The organism is Lysinibacillus xylanilyticus, from assembly GCF_001183605.1.
GTDB classification, from domain to species: domain Bacteria; phylum Bacillota; class Bacilli; order Bacillales_A; family Planococcaceae; genus Lysinibacillus; species Lysinibacillus xylanilyticus.
In genome coordinates this window covers 117,846-137,285 of the sequence record NZ_LFXJ01000008.1, presented here as the reverse complement: position 1 = coordinate 137,285, position 19,440 = coordinate 117,846, and the positions used below count along the sequence as shown (strand labels likewise).

General features: G+C 37.7%; 18 protein-coding genes and 1 riboswitch. Of the genes, 6 read left to right on the top strand and 12 right to left on the bottom strand.

Translation table 11 applies throughout. The features are described 5' to 3' along the window. Window positions 1-38: 38 nt before the first annotated feature. On the bottom strand, window positions 39-983 hold the full coding sequence (locus tag ACZ11_RS15805; RefSeq protein WP_049667493.1) for a DHH family phosphoesterase: 945 nt from the start codon (window positions 981-983) through the stop codon (window positions 39-41). A gap of 90 nt (window positions 984-1,073) precedes the next feature. On the opposite strand from ACZ11_RS15805, the gene ACZ11_RS15800 reads away from it, so the two are divergent. After that, complete coding sequence (locus ACZ11_RS15800) at window positions 1,074-1,379, top strand: YtpI family protein (protein WP_049667492.1); 306 nt, start codon at window positions 1,074-1,076, stop codon at window positions 1,377-1,379. A 156-nt stretch (window positions 1,380-1,535) separates the two neighbouring features. Here the strand turns inward: ACZ11_RS15800 and ACZ11_RS15795 are convergent, their stop codons facing one another. Then, window positions 1,536-2,843 (bottom strand): DRTGG domain-containing protein, encoded by a 1,308-nt coding sequence (locus ACZ11_RS15795; RefSeq protein WP_049667491.1) that lies wholly within the window; start codon window positions 2,841-2,843, stop codon window positions 1,536-1,538. A 153-nt stretch (window positions 2,844-2,996) separates the two neighbouring features. Continuing rightward, the gene (locus tag ACZ11_RS15790; protein ID WP_049667490.1) at window positions 2,997-3,680 is read right to left on the bottom strand and encodes a metal-dependent hydrolase; all 684 of its coding nucleotides are present in this window, start codon (window positions 3,678-3,680) and stop codon (window positions 2,997-2,999) included. Window positions 3,681-3,894: 214 nt separating this feature from the next. Between ACZ11_RS15790 and ACZ11_RS15785 the strand changes: the two genes are divergently transcribed. Beyond that, the gene (locus ACZ11_RS15785; protein ID WP_049667489.1) at window positions 3,895-4,983 is read left to right on the top strand and encodes a M24 family metallopeptidase; all 1,089 of its coding nucleotides are present in this window, start codon (window positions 3,895-3,897) and stop codon (window positions 4,981-4,983) included. A 713-nt stretch (window positions 4,984-5,696) separates the two neighbouring features. On the opposite strand, the gene ald is transcribed toward ACZ11_RS15785, so the two are convergent. Next, entirely contained in the window at window positions 5,697-6,812 is a 1,116-nt protein-coding gene (ald, locus tag ACZ11_RS15780; protein WP_049667488.1) for an alanine dehydrogenase, read from the bottom strand. Between the two features lie 400 nt (window positions 6,813-7,212). Here ald and ACZ11_RS15775 point away from each other — a divergent pair, with 400 nt between their 5' ends. Beyond that, window positions 7,213-7,662 (top strand): universal stress protein, encoded by a 450-nt coding sequence (locus tag ACZ11_RS15775; protein ID WP_049667487.1) that lies wholly within the window; start codon window positions 7,213-7,215, stop codon window positions 7,660-7,662. 825 nt (window positions 7,663-8,487) lie between these two features. Here ACZ11_RS15775 and ACZ11_RS15770 read toward each other — a convergent pair. The 5 genes from ACZ11_RS15770 to mbcS form a co-directional block, all read right to left on the bottom strand. After that, on the bottom strand, window positions 8,488-9,417 hold the full coding sequence (locus tag ACZ11_RS15770) for a class I SAM-dependent methyltransferase (RefSeq protein ID WP_049667486.1): 930 nt from the start codon (window positions 9,415-9,417) through the stop codon (window positions 8,488-8,490). 89 nt (window positions 9,418-9,506) lie between these two features. Beyond that, window positions 9,507-10,010: a thiol peroxidase gene (gene tpx, locus ACZ11_RS15765; RefSeq protein ID WP_049667485.1), complete on the bottom strand. Its 504-nt coding sequence runs from the start codon at window positions 10,008-10,010 to the stop codon at window positions 9,507-9,509. Between the two features lie 321 nt (window positions 10,011-10,331). After that, on the bottom strand, window positions 10,332-10,949 hold the full coding sequence (locus tag ACZ11_RS15760) for an RDD family protein (RefSeq protein WP_049667484.1): 618 nt from the start codon (window positions 10,947-10,949) through the stop codon (window positions 10,332-10,334). Between the two features lie 12 nt (window positions 10,950-10,961). Continuing rightward, on the bottom strand, window positions 10,962-11,975 hold the full coding sequence (gene sppA, locus ACZ11_RS15755; protein ID WP_049667483.1) for a signal peptide peptidase SppA: 1,014 nt from the start codon (window positions 11,973-11,975) through the stop codon (window positions 10,962-10,964). 206 nt (window positions 11,976-12,181) lie between these two features. Further along, window positions 12,182-13,771, bottom strand: a complete 1,590-nt coding sequence (gene mbcS / locus ACZ11_RS15750) for an acyl-CoA synthetase MbcS (protein ID WP_049667482.1) — start codon at window positions 13,769-13,771, stop codon at window positions 12,182-12,184. Window positions 13,772-13,999: 228 nt separating this feature from the next. Next, window positions 14,000-14,098, top strand: a riboswitch (TPP riboswitch). An 89-nt stretch (window positions 14,099-14,187) separates the two neighbouring features. Here mbcS and thiM point away from each other — a divergent pair. From thiM to thiE, 3 genes are read left to right on the top strand one after another with little or no spacing between them, the layout of a single operon-like run. Next, a complete protein-coding gene (gene thiM / locus ACZ11_RS15745; RefSeq protein WP_049667481.1) occupies window positions 14,188-14,943 on the top strand; it encodes a hydroxyethylthiazole kinase in 756 nt (251 codons plus the stop codon). Beyond that, on the top strand, window positions 14,943-15,767 hold the full coding sequence (gene thiD, locus ACZ11_RS15740) for a bifunctional hydroxymethylpyrimidine kinase/phosphomethylpyrimidine kinase (protein ID WP_049667774.1): 825 nt from the start codon (window positions 14,943-14,945) through the stop codon (window positions 15,765-15,767). Before thiM ends, thiD begins: the two co-directional genes overlap by 1 nt. Then, a complete protein-coding gene (gene thiE / locus ACZ11_RS15735; RefSeq protein WP_049667480.1) occupies window positions 15,757-16,389 on the top strand; it encodes a thiamine phosphate synthase in 633 nt (210 codons plus the stop codon). Before thiD ends, thiE begins: the two co-directional genes overlap by 11 nt. A 235-nt stretch (window positions 16,390-16,624) precedes the next feature. Here thiE and ACZ11_RS15730 read toward each other — a convergent pair whose 3' ends face one another. The 3 genes from ACZ11_RS15730 to ACZ11_RS15720 all read right to left on the bottom strand — a co-directional run bounded on the left by ACZ11_RS15730 (window position 16,625) and on the right by ACZ11_RS15720 (window position 19,355). Beyond that, window positions 16,625-16,837: an alpha/beta-type small acid-soluble spore protein gene (locus tag ACZ11_RS15730; protein ID WP_049667479.1), complete on the bottom strand. Its 213-nt coding sequence runs from the start codon at window positions 16,835-16,837 to the stop codon at window positions 16,625-16,627. 152 nt (window positions 16,838-16,989) lie between these two features. Continuing rightward, window positions 16,990-18,198 carry a tRNA uracil 4-sulfurtransferase ThiI gene (thiI, locus tag ACZ11_RS15725; RefSeq protein ID WP_049667478.1) on the bottom strand — a complete coding sequence of 403 codons (1,209 nt, stop codon included), beginning with the start codon at window positions 18,196-18,198 and terminating at the stop codon, window positions 16,990-16,992. Between the two features lie 2 nt (window positions 18,199-18,200). Next, on the bottom strand, window positions 18,201-19,355 hold the full coding sequence (locus ACZ11_RS15720) for a cysteine desulfurase family protein (protein WP_049667477.1): 1,155 nt from the start codon (window positions 19,353-19,355) through the stop codon (window positions 18,201-18,203). Window positions 19,356-19,440: the final 85 nt, after the last annotated feature.

The window sequence follows — 19,440 nt, the reverse complement described above, 5'->3', positions numbered from 1 at the left end:
ATCCCTTCCTTTCTAGGTTCGATCAATAAAGCAACCGTTTATTGATATGCCTTACAAATTTCCTGTAATCTCGTTATAACACGCTCTGCCTCTTCCCATGAATAAGCTGTAGCCCCAGAAGCAAGCGGATGCCCACCGCCATTAAATTCCTTCGCCAAAGTGTTAATAATAGGGCCTTTTGAGCGTAAACGCACACGAATCTGATCGGCCTCTTCAATGAAGACTACCCATGCACAAATACCTTTTACACTTCCAAGACAGCCTACTAACAAGGACGCCTCTGACGGTACAACTTTGAATTCTGCCAACAATTCTTTTGTCAGCTTGATATGTGCTGCTCCATACTCATCGATTTTGAAATTTTGATAAATATAGCCCTGTAAATTTAAAAGCTTTTGTTCCATTTCATACATTCCATCGAAAATTTGATTTCGATCAAAATTATATGTAATAAGTTCTCCTGCAATTTTAAACGTTTTTACGGTCGTACTAGGGAATTGGAAACGTCCTGTATCCCCTACAATACCAGCAAATAATAATCTTGCGGAAGCATCAGATAAAATCCAATTTGCTACTTGTTTTCCTTCTTCAAAAAGCTCATAAATCATTTCACTACAAGAGCTCGCATTGGTATCCACCCACAGTAAATCACCATACTGATCATCATTTGGATGGTGATCTATTTTAATGATCATTTTACCCTTTGTATAACGTTGATCGTCCACACGTTCAGTATTTGCCGTGTCTGTCACGATAACTAAAGCATCGTCGTATATATCATCTGTAATGTTATCTGGATTTGCTAAAAATGATAATGATTCATCATGCTCACCAACTGCAAAAACCTTCTTTTCCGGATAATTTGCTAAAATGAGCTCTTTTAACCCTTGCTGAGATCCATAAGCATCTGGATCTGGACGCACGTGGCGATGAATAATGATTGTTTCATATGAAGCAATTGTGTCGATGATTTGTCTTTTCAAATTAATTTCCCCCAAAATGATAGTAATAACCGTTAGCAATTTTCTTTAATTATCGTTACAATAATGACTAGTTATGCTAGGAGGTTTACTATGCTCAATTTAATATTTGTGTTTGCAATAATCATATCATTTGTTTTTTATTTTTATTTTAAAACAAAACAGTTCCGTTCTTCATTACCGATCGCTAAAAATTGGTACAAAAGTAAAGCGAATGTAAGCTTCGGTGGATTTATTCTTTTATTCGGTTTAAACCAAGCCTATTTATTCCCTGGGTTATTTACATTTATTATTGTAGCAATTCTTGTCGTTTTAGGCATCTTTGTTGTAATCGAAAATATTAAAAGGGTTCGTCACTACGGTCAATTTGTTGACGAGGAGTACCGAATTAACCAATAAATAATCAATTATGCCTCGGCATAATTTCGTCTGGAATCGGCTTTGCTCTTAGGCTAACATCCTTTAAGAACTCCCTTCCGATACCGTGACATCCGATGAAAGAAGTGAAAGGGATGGTCTAGCATTTACCCTAGACCATCCCTTTGTTGTGTTTTCTTAACGTTCCAGTAGCTGGAACATCATCATTGCCTTCCCAACAAGCATTTGTTGATTAAACACTTCGAAGTCCATTTTCACAAACTTACGACTCATGTCTAATATTCGAGGCTTTACAGTAAGTGTACTTTCCATTTGCACAGGCTTGATAAAATAAATCGTCATGTTTTCAGCAACTGCATCTCCACGTTTACGACGCTTTAATGCGAATGAGCCAACTTCTGCTAACAAAGTTGTAAATGCTCCATAAGAAATTGCCCCATATTGGTTTGTCATTTGAGGTGTTACTTTAAATTCTACGATTAATTCTTCATCGCCAAGCACCTTCATCTCATTTTTCACTAAATCATCAATCGTTTCACCATGCTGCGGCTGTCTTTGAGCAAGCTGAAGCGCTTTTAGTACATCTTGTCGACTAATCACACCTTGCAAAATATTGTCATCATCAACAATTGGTAATAGGTCAATCCCTTCCCAAATCATACGATGTCCTGCAGAAGCAACGCTCATTTTCATCGATCCAGCAATCGGATTTTTTGTCATAACCTTTTCAATAAGCTCGTTTTCTTCTCGACCAATAACGTCTTTTACGGTAATCATCCCAACAAGCTTATTGTTTGCTGTAACAACAGGAAATGCACCATGAGTTGTTCGTTCATTTAGCTTTTGGAAATGATGAATTGTTTCATCATTTCGAAGAACAGAAGTATCAGTCATCGGCACAAAAATATCTTCAATAAATAAAATATCTTTTTTGATTAACTGGTCATAGATTGCACGATTAATCATTGTTGCCACGGTAAAGGTATCATAGCTTGTTGAAATGATCGGTAGGTCCAAGGAATCTGCTAGCAACTTGTTTTCCTCAGTTGTATCAAAGCCCCCTGTAATTAAAACAGCAGCACCAGCTCGCAGTGCATTTTCATGTGCTTTAATACGGTTACCAACGATAAGCAAACTTCCTGCATCTGTATAACGCATCATATCTTCTAACTGCATGGCACCAATAACAAATTTCGTTAACGTTTTATGTAGACCTGTTTTGCCGCCTAAAACTTGGCCGTCTATAATGTTAACGATTTCAGCGAAAGTTAATCGCTCAATATTTTCTTTCTTTTTCTTCTCAATACGAATTGTTCCAACACGTTCAATAGAGCTTACTAATCGGCGATTTTCCGCTTCTTTAATAGCACGATATGCCGTTCCTTCACTCACTTGCATTTCCTTTGCAATTTGACGTACTGAAATTTTATCACCCACGGGTAATGATTCGATGTATTGTAAAATTCTCTCATGTTTTGTAGACAAAATATCACCTATTTCTCAAGCATCAAATTCTGCTCTTAGTGTACCATATTTTTTATAAAAATATTTAATATAAAGTGATGAATTTGTTTTACTTTTCCCATCGTTTCAACTACGCACGTGGTGCCAACTCATATAGTACAGCAGTGTCCCTGATTAGGAACAGTTTACTTTTTCACCCGCTTTTAAAATTTGAACCTCTGTATTTTCCACTAAATCTGCAAAAATTTGTGGATCCTGCTCGATTGGCGGAAATGTATTGTAATGAATTGGTACGACAATTTTCGGCTTCAAAAATGAAACTGCACAAGCCGCATCCTCTGGGCCCATCGTGAAATTGTCACCAATCGGTAAAAACGCAATATCAATAGGATGGCGTTCTCCAATTAATTTCATATCACTAAACAAAGCTGTATCCCCTGCGTGATAAATCGTTAATCCCTCAATAAATAATAAAATTCCAGCAGGCATTCCCATATAAATAATTTCATTATTTTCTGTTACATATGACGAACCATGGAACGCTTGAGTAAACTTCACTTTACCAAAATCAAATTCCTTAGCTCCCCCTATATGCATTGGATGCGCTTTCACTCCTTGCCAAGAAATCCAATTGGCTAGCTCATTTGGTGCAATGACAAGCGCATCTTTTTTCTTTGCAAGCTCCACTGTATCACCGACATGATCATTATGGCCATGTGTAAGTAGAATAATATCCGGAGCTTCATCAGCAACGTTTAAATCTGTTAGCCCATTCCCATTAATGAATGGATCTATCAATATTGTTTTCCCATTTGATTGAATTTTGACAACAGAATGTCCATGATAACTAATTTCCATATAAGTTTCCTCCCTGCGGTACATATTGTTCTACATCATTTTTTATTCGCTATCCATGCGATTTTCCCCTTTTTTTGATATGCTAGTACAGAGAATAATAGATTCTTTCCCAACAAAGATTTAATTTCGCCTTAGCGAAATTGCATGTTGGGTAGGCTATAAGTATAGCCAATCATGAAAAAATTTTTCAATGCAATAAGAGGAGGAACTGTGTATGTCAAAAGTTGAAGAAATTCAAAACTATTTACAACAAAACCAAATTGATGCCGCTTTTGTAACGACACCAGACAATGTTTTTTACGTTTCAGGCTTTAAAAGTAATCCTCACGAGAGATTACTTGGCGTGATGATTTTTAAAGAGGCAGAACCTTTTTTAATTTGCCCCAAAATGGAAATCCCAGATGCCAAAGAAGCTGGTTGGTCTTATGAGGTCATCGGTCACCAAGATACTGAAAATTCAATGGAAGTTCTTGCCCAAGCGATAAAAGATCGTAATGTTAACCCACAAACGTTTGCTATTGAAAAAGCTCAGCTCATCGTAGAGCGTTTAGAAGCCCTACAATATTCATTCCCGCAGGCAAATTTTGTTCGTCTCGACGAAAAAATCAATGCTATGCGAGTAATTAAAGATGCAAATGAATTAGAAAAATTACGTAAAGCTGCAGAACTAGCTGACTATGCTATTGAAATCGGCTGTAAAGAAATCGCTGAAGGCAAAACAGAAATGGAAATCTTAACAGCGATAGAAAGTGCTATTCAGGATAAAGGCTGCAAGATGTCCTTTGAAACAATGGTATTGAGCGGTCCAAAAACAGCCTCTCCACACGGTAAACCAGGTGCACGAAAAATAGAAAAAGGCGATATGATATTATTCGACCTTGGCGTAATTTACGATGGTTATTGTTCTGACATAACTCGTACTGTTGCCTTTGGTGAACCTAGTGAGGCACAAAAGGAAATCTACAATACAGTACTATCTGCTAACACAAATGCAATTACAGCAGTAAAACCAGGTGTTCGCGCAATGGATTTAGATAAAATCGCTCGTGATACTATTACTGACGCAGGCTATGGCGAATACTTCACGCATCGACTTGGTCATGGACTTGGCATTTCTGTACATGAATTCCCTTCTGTTACAGGCGCAAATGAAATGACTATGGAAGAAGGCATGGTCTTCACAATTGAACCAGGTATCTATAAATCCGATGTGACAGGTGTCCGTATTGAAGATGATGTAGTAGTAACAAAAGACGGAGTAGAAGTACTAACAAAATTCCCTAAAGAATTGATTGTACTGTAAGTTTATTTAAGAAAAAGGAAGCAACCAACATGGTGCTTCCTTTTTTTAGTGGCAAGTATGCTCTTCGACAAAACGGGGGCGTCCGATGAGCCACTTCGCTGCAGGTCCTCAGGCCAACAGATGTTTTTTGCGCGAAAGCGAAGCGGCAGCAAAAGGGGTTCATTCTGTGCGAAAGCGTAGTGCAACGAAGCGACAGCAACAGCACCGAAGTTGGTCACGAAGGCGTTATCACAGGATGTGATGGTTTTAGCCTTCGTTCCTCTATTTGCTGATCACCAAGGAGCCCCCAGTTTCCACCAATCAACTTATTCACATGACAAACGTTTTATCAAAATGTCATCTAACTTTTGAGTTTCATCTGAACACTTTTACGTTTTATCGCCCAACTTTTGAATTTTATCGACTAACTTTCACGTTTTATCACCCAACTTCTGAATTTTATCGACTAACTTTCACGTTTTATCATCCAACTTCTGAATTTTATCGACATCCACCTGCCAAAGCATGTATCTTCTGACACATCGTTTTATAGCAAAAAGGTTTTGTCTGTGCGACAACGAAGCTGCAGCGGAGGAAGCGGCTCAATGTTCGCTCACATGAAGCGAGTAGCCTTGAACGGAAATCAACCCTCGTTTTGCTAAGAGCCTTAGTTTTTCAACAACATAAAAGGAAGCAACCATAATGAAACATGGTGCTTCCTTTTGTTATTTTACTTATTGAATTAATTCCTCAACATTGACATATGGCAAACCTTGAGAATCTGCAACAGCCTTGTAAACAAGATGTCCGTCTATAGTATTAACACCTTTTTTCAGTGCAGCATTTTCAACACATGCTTGTCTGTAACCCTTATTCGCAATTTGAAGTGCATAAGGAATTGTATTATTTGTTAAAGCAATTGTTGATGTACGTGGTACAGCTCCTGGCATATTTGCTACTGCATAATGCACAACTCCGTGTTTTACATAAGTTGGATCATCGTGTGTCGTCACTCGATCAGATGACTCAAAAATTCCGCCTTGGTCAATAGCAATATCGACTACTACTGAACCTGGTTGCATTGACTGAATCATTTCCTCAGAAACAAGCTTCGGCGCTTTAGCTCCAGGAATTAAAACTGCCCCAACTACTAAATCTGAGTTTTTCACTGATTCTGCAATATTATAAGGGTTGGACATTAATGTTTGAACATCACGGCCAAATAAATCTTCTAATTGACGTAAACGCTCTGGGCTTAAGTCGATAACCGTTACATCAGCACCCATCCCGACAGCTATTTTCGCCGCATTAGTTCCAGCTATACCGCCACCGATTACTGTAACTTTACCGCGTGGTACACCTGAAACGCCGCCTAGTAAAATACCTTTACCTTCATGGTTTTTCTCTAAGAATTGCGCACCAATTTGCGTTGCCATTTTACCAGCAACTTCACTCATTGGTGTTAAAAGTGGTAGGGAGCCATTTGCTAATTGTACTGTTTCATATGCAATGCCTACAACTTTTTTATTTAAAAGTGCCTGCGTTAATTCAAGCTCTGGCGCTAAGTGTAAATAAGTAAATAAGATTTGACCTTCATAGAAGTAATCGTATTCTGATGCTACGGGTTCCTTTACTTTCATAATCATTTCTTGTGCCCATGCTTCTTTTGCTGTCTCAACAATATGAGCACCTGCAGCAACATAGTCGGCATCTGTAAAGCTTGAGCCTAAACCTGCTCCAGATTCAATGTACACTTCATGACCTGCATTTGTTAATGTAACAACCCCCGCTGGTGTCATGGCTACACGATTTTCATTGTTTTTAATCTCTTTTGGAATACCAACCTTCATCTTCCCTATCCCCTTCCATTACCAAAAAATAAGCACATTTTGTTACATACTCTTCGATGTATTGATGCACCCCTTGCATCTCCATATTACCAAACATAAACAAAAAATGCTTTAATTAAAATAATAATAGATAAAATTCCTAACATTCTAACAATGATATTTTTTCCTATTAACGAGGTTGTAATTTTCCAACATGCAAAAATATAAGCTTATTCTCGATCGATAATAGATTTTCTGGAGAATGCCACGTTAGTAACAAAAAATATGCATGTGATTGTAATATTTATATTGTTTGTGACTGTAAATGCCTTCACTTATTCACATTTTTTCTTCCGGAAAGTATTTCCTTTAGAAAATCATTTGGTATAATCAACATATACAAATCTGGGAGGTAATTCAAATGGCTAATAAATATAAAAGCATTGTAGTTGCAGTAGACGGTTCTAAGGAAGCTGAGTACGCTTTCCGTAAATCGATTGACGTAGCAAAACGTAACGAAGGTGCTGTATTGAATTTAGTAAATGTTATTGACACGCGTTCATTCGCTGCAATCGAAGCATATGATCGTTCAATTGCTGAGCGCGCGCAAGCATTCTCTGAAGAGCTATTAAATGGTTACAAAAAACAAGCTGAAGAAGAAGGCTTAACAAATGTTAACCTTGTAATTGAATACGGCTCACCAAAAAACATTATCACAAAAGAACTTTCTAAAATTGTAGACGCAGACTTAATCATCTGTGGTGCAACTGGTCTAAATGCAGTAGAACGCTTCCTTATCGGTTCAGTATCTGAAGCAATTGTACGCTCAGCTAAATGTGACGTACTTGTAATCCGTACACCTGAAAATTAATTTTGTCTAACATAAAAGGTATCCAAAACTGGATACCTTTTTCTTATTGTTGAAAAACTATTATGACTTTGAAAATAATGTGTCTTATTAAATAAGGCTAAAATCAATGGTTCTACACCATACAGTGATTTGACAATCGGAAACTATAGACTTAGCACTTTGAGAGGAGTGTCAAAACTTTCCCGTTTTTCTCTATGATGAGTCTTGCCTAGTAAATAATCAAATCTTTAATAGGGTTTCATCTAGCGTTTTCTACACTTCCCTTTTGCACAAGTCCCTGCAAAAACGAGGGGGTTGATTTCCGTTCCGACTGGGCGCTTTGTTGCTGCCGCTTCGCTTTCGCTACAGAAAACATTTGTTGCTGTCGCTTGCTTTCGCACTGATAAAACATTTGTAGCTGTCGCTTCGCTTTCGCGCAGAGCAGAGCTTCCTGGGGGCGTCCGATGAGCCGCTTCGCTTGCGCTCCAGGGTCTCGGGCCAACAGATGTTTTTTGCGCGAAAGCGAAGCGGCAGCAAAAGGGGTTCATTCTGTGCGAAAGCGTAGTGCAACGAAGCGACAGCAGCAGCACCGAAGTTGGTCACGAAGGCGTTATCACAGGATGTGATGGTTTTAGCCTTCGTTCCTCTATTCGCTGATCCCCAAGGAGTCGCCCAGTCTCCACTCCAATCAACCAATGCACTAAGCGTGTATCTTCTAGTGTGCCACTTAATGATAAAACGAAGCTTCAGCGATAATGTTTATTCGGAGAAAATCAACAGTAGTTTATTGGTACGCATTATTTATAGGCAAACTAAAAGGTATCCTATTTCGGATACCTTTTATACTTATCTTCCTTCTTGCCACATCTTTACTTTTTCAAAGAACATAGCAAGAGCTGGTTTATTTTGCATGTTTGGTACTTTTGCTAACAGTACCTCTTTTGGAGCTTTGAATTCCTTACCTTGCTTTTGCAAAATGACAATGCTCTTTTCAAGTGCTTTATTGGCGAACATTGTATCAGGTAATTGAATAATTGCTTGAATCCATGCATGCTTTTGAATGTATTTATGCAGTTGTTTCGACTGCTCAGACTCAAAAAGATGGGTTGGTGCTAAGAAAAATAAGTAGCCTCCATCCTTCGTGTAATTAATGGACTGCTCAATAAATAAGTGATGTGCATAACTCATTCCTTCTGAAGCGCATAGTTCATAATCTAATGCGACATCTTCATTCGGGTAATACCCGACCGGTAAATCACAAACAATAGCATCTGCAGGATTTACTAATAAATCTTGTAAAGCATCTTGACGGAATAAGGAAACTGGCTGCTCTGTCAAATCAGCTGTAGCAGCAGCTATACGAATAAGTAGCTCATCAACCTCTACACCTGTTGCTTCTATTTTTTCGTCTAATAAATTCATAACTGTTAATAGTAAATTTCCTGTACCTACCGCTGGATCTAATATAGAAATTTTTTCTGCTTCTAGACGATCTGCAAATAGTTGCTCCACAAAATAACCAACTAATAAGCCAAGAGTATCAGGTGTCATTTGGTGATTCGGCTGAGATCCTTTTCGCATCCCCTTTAAAACAGCAATTTGAATCGCTTTGCGCACATCTTCCTTTGTAGCACCATCTTGTGAAAAATCAACTTCCCCATCTAGCCATGCCTCTAAGCCATCTAAAGTACCCTCTAGCAATGTAACATTATGTTCTTTTTCTATCTTTTCAGCATGTTCATTTAGCATACCAAATAACTTTTCGATATTTTCCATACACAACTTCCTTTCACGCAGAAAGGAGCCGTGACAAAAACTTGTCACAGCTCCTTTGTCTAGTAATATCTTAGCCTAAAATCAATAAATTATGCTAGTGCTTTGACAGCTGCAATTGCCGCTTCATAGTTTGGATGGTCTGTTGCTTCAGTAACATATTCCACATATGTTACTTTGTCATTTGCATCTACAACAAACACCGCACGCGTTAGAAGGCGTAATTCTTGGATGTAGACACCGTATGCTTCACCAAATGAAAGGTCACGGTGATCTGATACTGTTTGAACAGCATCAATACCTGCTGCACCACACCAACGTTTTTGAGCAAATGGAAGGTCAACAGATACCGTATAGATAACTACATTGTCACCTAAGTTTGCTGCTTCTTCATTAAAACGACGTGTTTGTGCATCGCAAACACCAGTATCTAATGATGGTACAACGCTAAATAAGCGAATTTTACCCTCTGAATCTTTTAATGTAACAGGTGATAAATCATTCGCTAATACAGTAAAGCCTGGTGCTTTGTCTCCAACTTTTACTTCGTTACCTACAAGTGTTACTGGACCATTTTTAAATGTTACTTGTGCCATATAAACGCCTCCTAATCTTCATATGTACATAATATTACTAAATGGAGGGAATTAATTGCAACTAAGACAGCTTGTTAAAATTAGTTTTGAAAAAATAATCTTTCTAACTTGTTCAGCCATGTTTGCTTAAGGTTGCACCATTTTCCATGCTCTTCACCATAATGTAAGGTTGATTTCCGTTCTGACTGGGTGCTTTCCTTAGGGTGTCCCGATGAGCAGCTTCACTTGCGCTCTGTGACACTAATCACCCTAGCTCCATCAATCACCACTATCATCACAAAAATAAAGAGCTGTCTCTAAATAATGAGACAGCTCTAGCCATTATTCTTCGTTTTTTCCCTCTAGCTTTTCAGGTTCTGGGTTTTCCTCTAGAGGTACAGATTCAGTCTTTTCCTCTTTAATTGGCAAAGATGGTTGCACAATATCTTTTTCAATATAAACTTTTTCATGAACGACTGTTGTATCCGCGAAATAATCATGTAAACCTTGATTGTTTGGTAAAATGCCTACAAGAATATAAAGTGGCATAAAAATGCTGTTGATGATACGCCCTATCCAATCACGGAATAACACATCTGACCAAGTCAGTTTCTCATGCTTTAATGAAATAACACGTAATCCAAATATCATTTTCCCTAATGTTTGCCCGAAAAATTTCGCCATTAATACGAAATAACTGTAATAAAGTATAGCGGAAATAATCGAAATTGGTGCATACCATACTGTTTCAGATAATGACCAATCCATTAAATAAAAAATTGGGTTGACGAGAATTCCACCTACAGCTGTAATAACGAATCCGTCTAATAAAAATGCCCAAAAACGTATCCAAAAGCCTGCCGTTTTTAACGCATAATTTTTATTCGTAATTGGCTTATCTATTAGGAAGGCATTCTCCATAGAGGGTGAACCTTGCATAACAATTTCATTGTTTGTCATTGTACTCCCTCCTTAGTTTTCGCCATATAAGTACATCATTTTTGGCGCTTTATAATCTGCCATAATTTTCATCAGCATTTTTTCCTCTGCTGAAGGACCAAACATTGATCCAATCTTCATACCAACATATGATTGCCAGCCACCCACATCATATGAATACTCAAATAATTCTGCGTCCTCTAAACCAAAGTCTTTACGCAGTGCAGCAATTGTTGCTTCCTCATCGCCAAGCTCATCTACTAAGCCTGCTTCAAGAGCCTTCTTACCACTAAGAATTCGACCATCGGCAACTTTTTTCACATCGGCTTCAGACATATTACGCCCTTTTGCTACAATATTAACGAATTCCTGATAAGTTTCATTAATCATGTCTTGCATCATAGCACGCTCTTCCGGTGTCACTTCACGCATTGGGCTAAGCATATCTTTATGTTCACCTGATTTAAACGTTTCATATTTAATACCGACTTTTTCCGCTAACGCCTGATAATTAATAGATTGCATAATGACACCAATCGAACCTGTAATTGTATCACGTTGCGCAAATATTTTATCTGCAGGTGCTGAAATGTAATAACCACCTGAAGCTGCCATCGAATCCATAGAAACATAGATTGGAATTTGTCGCTCTTCTTTAATTTTCAAAAGCTTTTTATAAATTTCTGCTGATTCCTTTACTCCGCCACCTGGTGAATTAACACTTAAGACGATACCTTCCACAGTTTGATCATATAAAATATTATCTAATTGATTTAATAAAAATTGATGATCATAAGAAACTGCTTGCCATACTGTACTTGAGCCAACATCTTGAATCGTACCATCGACCTTTAAGTATGCAATACGTTTATCCATATCGCCACTTTCTTTAACCTCTTCCATTACCGTCAAGTCATTTCCAGCTACCAAGCTATCAAAATTGCTAAAGAAATCCGATTTAAATATTGCAAAAATAGTGTTGATTCCTAATGAAAACACTAATAGTACACCTGCAATTATTAAAGCGGCCCACCTTTTACCATTCATACCATTCCGCCTCCTCATAACGTAATACGATTGATACCCTAATTTGTTTCATATTTATCGCAATAATAATGTGGTCTTATCACGGTGATGAGCCAATACTATTGCTTTAACCTATTCAACCTATATTACATTACCTAATTTCATAAAAAAAATCAAAGTTCATAAAAAAGCAGGAACTTTGATTTTCGACATTATTTCCTAGGAAATTAATGATGATTGATATAATGGATTTTTTCTTGTTCACGTAATTCGACACGGCGAATTTTGCCTGATGAAGTCTTTGGTAGCTCAGTTACAAACTCGATTGCACGAGGATATTTATAAGGGGCTGTTAAAGTTTTTACATGGCTTTGTAGTTTTTTTATAAGTGCTTCATCTCCAACTACTCCATCAGAGAGCACAACAAATGCCTTTACTAGATTTCCACGAATTCCATCTGGACTCGCCACAACAGCAGTTTCTTTTACTGCTGGATGCTTCATTAATGCATCTTCTACCTCAAATGGGCCAATCGTATACCCAGACGAAATGATGACATCATCGCCACGTCCTTCAAACCAAAAATACCCATCTTCATCTTTATATGCACGATCTCCAGTAATATACCAATCTCCTCTAAACTGTATATTTGTACGTTCCGGATCGTTTAAATATTTCTTAAACAAAGCGGGTGTTTCACAGTGTACAGCAATATCCCCAACTTCTCCAATTGCAGTAGGATTTCCAAAATCATTGATAATTTCAACAGTATTACCCGGAGTAGGTTTGCCCATTGAGCCCATTCTAGCCTCCATCCCTACCATTGTACCAACAAGTAATGTATTCTCTGTTTGTCCATAACCATCTCGTACTTGTAAATTAAAGACCTCGGAAAATACTTTTATCACTTCACTATTTAAAGGTTCACCTGCTGACACAGCCTGACGTATTGTACTTAAATTGAAGTCTTGCAAATTTTCAAGACCTGCCATAAATCTGTATTCGGTCGGTGTGCAACACAGAACATTAATATTGAATTTTTCAAGCAATGCAAGGTATGTCGCCGCATCAAAGTGACCTTTGTAAACAAATGCTGTTGCACCACTTCCTAAAGTAGCAAGGAACGGGCTCCAAATCCATTTTTGCCATCCTGGAGCTGCTGTAGCCCAAACAATGTCACCTTCTTGTACACCTAACCAATTTGGAGCAGTAGTTCGTAAGTGCGCATAACCCCAGCTATGTGTATGAACAGCTGCCTTTGGATTGCCTGTTGTACCACTCGTATAAGCTAAAAATGCAATGTCTGTACTCTTAGTCGGTGTAGAACTTATGTAAGTCGTAGGTTGATTTTGCATTTTTTCAAGCAACGGCTGCCAAGGTTCGTGTGCATGACCAATGACAAATTGCTGTATTTCTTGTAAATTTCCCACATTATCGAATTGTTCAATATAAGGCTCAAATGCAACAACGCCTTTTGCATTGGCATGATTGATTCGATATTCAATATCCTTCGTTCTCAGCATTTCTGAACTAGGGATAATAGTTAATCCTGCCTTTAAGGCGGCAATATAGACGATATACGCTTCAACTGATCTTGGCACCATAACTAAAATAACATCACCTTTTTTTAAACCTTGGGATGTAAATACATGTGCTGCCTGATTCGCCTTTTCAAGTAATGCTTGATATGTTAAGTACTGAATTTCCTCATCTTCGTTATAAACTAATAATGCATTTTTTGTAGAATCATGTGCATATTTTTCAATTTCCTCTGAAATGTTATACCATTCTGGTGCGATTAAATCTTCTCTGTTCATGGCAAATGCCCCCTTTTGATACGCTCATTATAAAACTCAATTTTTATCATTTTCAATGGAATTCACTCCAATTCATTAAAGTCGTGACAACTATCATGCTCTGCTATATGGCATCAGTCACGTATTGATGCTATCCATTCGAATTAACTTTAGTGCCGTTTTCGACATGAAGAAAAAATCCCCTATTGAACACAAATGAATAATATGGTACATTTTGGTCAACTAAAAGCATGATTGCAGGGGGACTCATTTAGAGTTGAGAAGGTAAAACCTGACCCTTTGAACCTGTTAGTTAATACTGACGTAGGGAGCAACTCACATCTATTTACTGATGAAAGGCTCTTTTGCGTGTTTTTTTCTACACGAAAAAGTGCCTTTTTTGCACGCTTACGTCCATCCAACAAGGAGGACTTAAAATGGTATTTCAAACAATCCGTAAACAAAATCCACTTATTCATTGCATTACTAATTATGTTGTGGCTAATTTTCAAGCAAATGGCTTATTAGCAATAGGTGCTTCTCCAGTCATGGCTGATGACAGTCATGAGGTTGAAGAAATGGTCGCAATTGCCTCAGGCTTACTGATAAATATCGGTACCCTTAACGAACGAATGAAAGAATCAATGTTACTCGCAGGAAAAAAAGCAAATGCTCTTGGCATTCCCGTTTTTTTAGATCCTGTCGCTGCTGGTGCAACAACTTACCGCAAACAAACGGTACAGCAATTACTGGAGGACATAAAATTTGCGGCTATTCGTTGTAATATTGGAGAACTTGCAGCTATAGCCAATGTAGAATGGCAACAAAAAGGCGTAGATAGCGGTAGTGGTTCAATATCTTTAGAAGTTGAGGCACAAAAAGTAGCTCAACTCTACAATTGTATTGTTATTGTGACCGGCGAAGAGGATTTTATTACTGATGGCAAACATCAGCAATGGGTTACAGGTGGAACTTCTCAAATGACAGAAGTTACTGGAACAGGTTGCTTATTGAGTGCGATTTGCTGTGCTTCATACGCTGCAGGAAATAAACCATTTGACCAATTAATAGATACATTATCGCTTTATAAAAAAGTAGCAGAGCAAGCCGCTTCTTCAACACAATATATTGGCGATTTTCAAATTGCAGTTTTGAATGAACTACATCGCCTTTCCAAGGAAGGTGAAGAATGATGCATATTGTAACGACAATTGCTGGTTCAGATAGTGGTGGCGGTGCAGGTATACAGGCTGATTTAAAAACATTTCAGGAATTAAAGGTATTTGGTACGTCTGTTATTACAGCTTTAACCGCCCAGAATACTCTTGGTGTATCGGATGTCTTACCAATTGAAGTTAGTTTTGTTGAAAAACAACTCCAAGCACTAGTAGAGGATTTTTCAATAAGTGCCGTTAAAACCGGAATGCTGTTTTCTTCCGAAATAATCCAATCAATTGCACAAATTTTAGCTGAAATAAATATTCCGCTTATTGTAGATCCTGTCATGGTTGCAAAAGGTGGCGAAAGCTTATTACAGCAAGAAGCAATTGAGGCATTACGCAATTATTTGCTACCTTTAGCAACAATCTTAACACCGAACATTCCTGAAGCTGAAACCCTTTCTGGAAGGAAGATCAATTCTTTAGCAGATATTGAAGAAGTAGCTAAGGTCTTATTACAAATGGGCGGTCAATGCGTCATTATTAAAGGCGGTCATTTAGAGGATAAATGTTATGCTACAGATTATGTATTTTTCAAAGATGGTCATTCATTTTCCATGAAGTCCGCTCGTATTGCAACAAAAAATACGCACGGTACAGGCTGTACGTTTTCCGCTGCATTAACTGCTTTTCTTGGTCGTGGACTACCTTTAGAAGAAGCGATTAAGGAAGCTAAAAAATTTATTCAATTAGCAATAACTCATGATTTATCTATTGGTAATGGCCATGGTCCTACAAATCATTTTGCTTATCAAAACTTTAAGGATTCTTGCGAGGTGATCATTCATGAAACGTGACGATCTACAGCTATATTTTATAATGGGTACAGGTAATGTTTTAAATCAAGAGCCATTAAACGTTTTAGAGAAAGCTCTGCAATCTGGAATCACTATGTTTCAATATCGGGAAAAAGGACTAAATACACTCACTGGGCAAGCCTATGAAGATTTTGCTCGCAAATGTCAAAAGCTCTGTCAACAGTATCATGTTCCGTTTATCGTCAACGATGATGTAGAGCTAGCAATAAAACTTAAAGCGGATGGCGTTCATATTGGACAAGAGGATTTTCCTGTGTCGATGGTACGAAAAAAAATTGGTAACATGATTCTAGGTGTTTCTGTTCATTCACAAGCTGAATTACAAACGGCTCTACAATATGGTGCTGATTATGTAGGAATTGGTCCAATTTTTTCAACCACTTCTAAAAGCGACGCCAAACCTCCTAGTGGAACTGATTTTTTACAGCAAGTTCGGATACAATATCCGGAGCTCCCTATCGTTGCAATTGGAGGTATTAATTGCTCGAATGCTCATACGGTATTTAAAACAGGTGCGGATGGAATAGCAGTTATTTCTGCAATTTGCCAAAGTGAGGATATTTCAAATACAGTCTCTACATTTAAATCATTTGTAGGATAAAGTGAATCTTTAATCAGCTGGGTCTTTACATCTCTGATTATTAGTCTTCACCAATCGGGTTATTACGGGCAGTTAGCCTTTTTGCTCTTATTGAATTGAAACGGAGGACCTAACGCTTCTCTTTTGATACTGATAAATTATTGCCCGTTAATACGGGATAAAAAATAATAAATTTAAACAAACTAAAACCAGTGCCTTTTACGGTCACTGGTTTTAATTTTTGCTTAATCAGCAATTATTGGTTGTTTGGCATACCTTTTAATTGTGATTCTGCCATTTGTACAAGACGTTTAGTGATTTCACCGCCAACGGAACCGTTAGCACGAGCTGAAGCGTCAGCTCCTAATTGAACACCAAATTCTTGTGCAATTTCGTATTTCATTTGATCTAGAGCGTACTCTACACCAGGTACTGCAAGTTTGTTTGAACTGCGATTTGTTGAAGTCATGTCTCTCACCTCCTTGTGAATATAGAATGTGCGATATTAGATTTTTAATACGAAAATTTTATAGGTAAATTGTACCTCAAAAGGGAATGAACAAAAAAAAGCCGACTCAAGACTTTGAGTCGGCTCATTAGCTTAGAAATCGCAAGTTTCTTCTATAGAAGATCTGCAAATTTATCGGCTTCTTGCTCTTTTTTCGGGAAAATATAGACTTCACGGTTTTTCACTGCTCGTTCGATTAGTTCATCAAAATCCGAGAAGCTTTCGTAATGCTCAACCTTTTCAAGCTTTGGCTTTGTTTTTGGACTTGCTGGAGTAAAGATTGTACAGCAGTCTTCAAATGGCTGGATGGACGTTTCGTATGTGCCTATTTTCTCTGCAATATCAATAATTTCTAATTTATCTGATGAGATTAATGGACGTAAAATTGGTGTGTTAGTAACGGCATTAATAGCTGTTAGACTTTCAAGAGTTTGACTCGCTACTTGTCCAAGACTTTCACCTGTAACAATTGCTAGTGCACCGATTTCTTCACGTACTTTGTCAGCAACTTTTAGCATCATACGACGAGTTGTTGTCATCGATACATTAGAAGGTACTTTTTCTTTAATAAGAACTTGGATTTCAGTGAAAGGAATTACATGTAAACGTATACTAGCGCCAAATTTCGTTAATTCATTAGCAAGCACCTTTACTTTTTCCAATGAATTTTGGCTTGTATAAGGTGGACTAAAGAAGTGAATCGCCTCTAAGCGTACTCCTCGTTTCATCATTAAATAACCAGCGACAGGACTATCTATTCCACCAGAAAGCATTAATAAAGATTTACCATTCGAACCTACAGGCATTCCACCTGCACCCGGAATAACTTGTGCCATCATATACGTTGAGTCATGACGCACCTCTACACGAAGTTCGATATCAGGCTTTTTCACCTTTACTGATAAATTTTGATATTGCGGTAATACATAACCACCAATTTCGCGTTGAATGGCATGTGATTCTAACGGAAATGTTTTATCAGTGCGCTTTACTTCTACTTTAAAAGTAAGCTGCTCATTTTTAAATGTATCCATAATTGTTATGGCAAGTTTTTTCATGGCCTCAAGGTCTTTTTCACATGCTGCCACTGGACTAAATGATTGGATACCAAAAATCTTAGGTAATCCTTTTAATAAAGCGTCCATTTGTGTTTCATCTTGAATAGCGATAAACATACGATCGCGCTCTGTGCGAATGTGTAAATGTCCTAAATCCGTAAAAGCATGACGAATGTTCTCGCGCAAACGACGAATAAAATCCATCTTGTTGCGACCTTTTGTAGAAAGCTCTCCATATCGAATTAAAATTTCTTTCCAAATCATTTTTAAAATTCTCCTTTAAGTTCCATCAATACTTCATCTAATACTTGTTTAAACTTTACTATATCTTCATTTGTTACATGCGCACCAAAACTTATACGAATAACACCCTTTTTAAAGTGCTCATCAATATTTAGAGCTTCAACAACATGACTTGTTTTTGTCTGTTTCGATGAGCAAGCACTCGATGTCGATACAATTACATTGCGTTTTTGCAATGCATTAATAATAACTTCACCTTTTAAGTCGCGAATACTAAAAGATAAAATATGTGCCGCACCTTGGGGGGTTGATAAAATATGCACTACATCTCCATATCCACGTAATTGCATGCATATTTCTTCATTCCATTGACGATATTTTTTTGCACGATCATTCATCACCTCAACTGCTATTCGAGCTGCTTTGGAAAAGGCTACTGCTTGCGGTACAGCTACTGTTCCACTACGTAAACCAAACTCTTGCCCTCCGCCAAGTGCATACGGTTGCCATTTCATTTTTTTACGGAATGCTAGTACTCCTGAACCTTTAAAACCATGGATTTTATGGCCAGAAATTGAAATACAGTCTGGTCCCTCGTCATCTTTAAATGATATCGGTAACTTTCCAAAGCTTTGCACAGCATCAACGTGAAAAGCTGCACGGCTTGATTCATGAATAATTTTTGCAGCTTCAAAAATTGGTTGGATAGCACCCATTTCATTATTTACATGCATTATACTTACTAAAATGGTATCCTTGCGCACTTTTGTGCGAAGCTCCTCTAAAGAAATAACTCCATTTCCATCTGCTTGCAAGTATTCTACATCAAAACCCTCTTGCTCAAGTTGCTTAACAGATTCTAGAACAGATGGATGCTCAATTTCAGTTGTTAAAATATGATTTCCTTTATGTGTATTGCTACGTGCTAAACCAAATATAGCCGTGTTATTGGATTCAGTACCACCTGAAGTAAATAGCACATTTTTTGCTTCTGTCTGCAAAATATCTGCTACTTGCTCACGTGCACGCATTAACAATTCGTTTGATTCAACACCCATTGCATGAATGGAAGCAGGATTGGCATAATACTGCTCATTCACTGCCATAAATGCTTGCATAACCTCTTTTAAAGGTTTTGTTGTTGCACTGTTGTCTAAATAGATTGTATTAACTTCCATTAATATTCACACACTTTCAAAACGTTGATTTAACGGTATTTATCATAACGCAATCTTAGGCAATTGACTACTAACTTTAACAATT

Bases quoted from the DNA above. Each gene is read 5' to 3' on its own strand.
- ACZ11_RS15800 (WP_049667492.1), top strand. From the start codon at position 1,074: ATGCTCAATTTAATATTTGTGTTTGCAATAATCATATCATTTGTTTTT.
- ACZ11_RS15790 (WP_049667490.1), bottom strand. From the start codon at position 3,680: ATGGAAATTAGTTATCATGGACATTCTGTTGTCAAAATTCAATCAAAT.
- ACZ11_RS15785 (WP_049667489.1), top strand. From the start codon at position 3,895: ATGTCAAAAGTTGAAGAAATTCAAAACTATTTACAACAAAACCAAATT.
- ald (WP_049667488.1), bottom strand. From the start codon at position 6,812: ATGAAGGTTGGTATTCCAAAAGAGATTAAAAACAATGAAAATCGTGTA.
- ACZ11_RS15775 (WP_049667487.1), top strand. From the start codon at position 7,213: ATGGCTAATAAATATAAAAGCATTGTAGTTGCAGTAGACGGTTCTAAG.
- ACZ11_RS15770 (WP_049667486.1), bottom strand. From the start codon at position 9,417: ATGGAAAATATCGAAAAGTTATTTGGTATGCTAAATGAACATGCTGAA.
- tpx (WP_049667485.1), bottom strand. From the start codon at position 10,010: ATGGCACAAGTAACATTTAAAAATGGTCCAGTAACACTTGTAGGTAAC.
- ACZ11_RS15760 (WP_049667484.1), bottom strand. From the start codon at position 10,949: ATGACAAACAATGAAATTGTTATGCAAGGTTCACCCTCTATGGAGAAT.
- sppA (WP_049667483.1), bottom strand. From the start codon at position 11,975: ATGAATGGTAAAAGGTGGGCCGCTTTAATAATTGCAGGTGTACTATTA.
- mbcS (WP_049667482.1), bottom strand. From the start codon at position 13,771: ATGAACAGAGAAGATTTAATCGCACCAGAATGGTATAACATTTCAGAG.
- thiM (WP_049667481.1), top strand. From the start codon at position 14,188: ATGGTATTTCAAACAATCCGTAAACAAAATCCACTTATTCATTGCATT.
- thiD (WP_049667774.1), top strand. From the start codon at position 14,943: ATGCATATTGTAACGACAATTGCTGGTTCAGATAGTGGTGGCGGTGCA.
- thiE (WP_049667480.1), top strand. From the start codon at position 15,757: ATGAAACGTGACGATCTACAGCTATATTTTATAATGGGTACAGGTAAT.
- ACZ11_RS15730 (WP_049667479.1), bottom strand. From the start codon at position 16,837: ATGACTTCAACAAATCGCAGTTCAAACAAACTTGCAGTACCTGGTGTA.
- thiI (WP_049667478.1), bottom strand. From the start codon at position 18,198: ATGATTTGGAAAGAAATTTTAATTCGATATGGAGAGCTTTCTACAAAA.
- ACZ11_RS15720 (WP_049667477.1), bottom strand. From the start codon at position 19,355: ATGGAAGTTAATACAATCTATTTAGACAACAGTGCAACAACAAAACCT.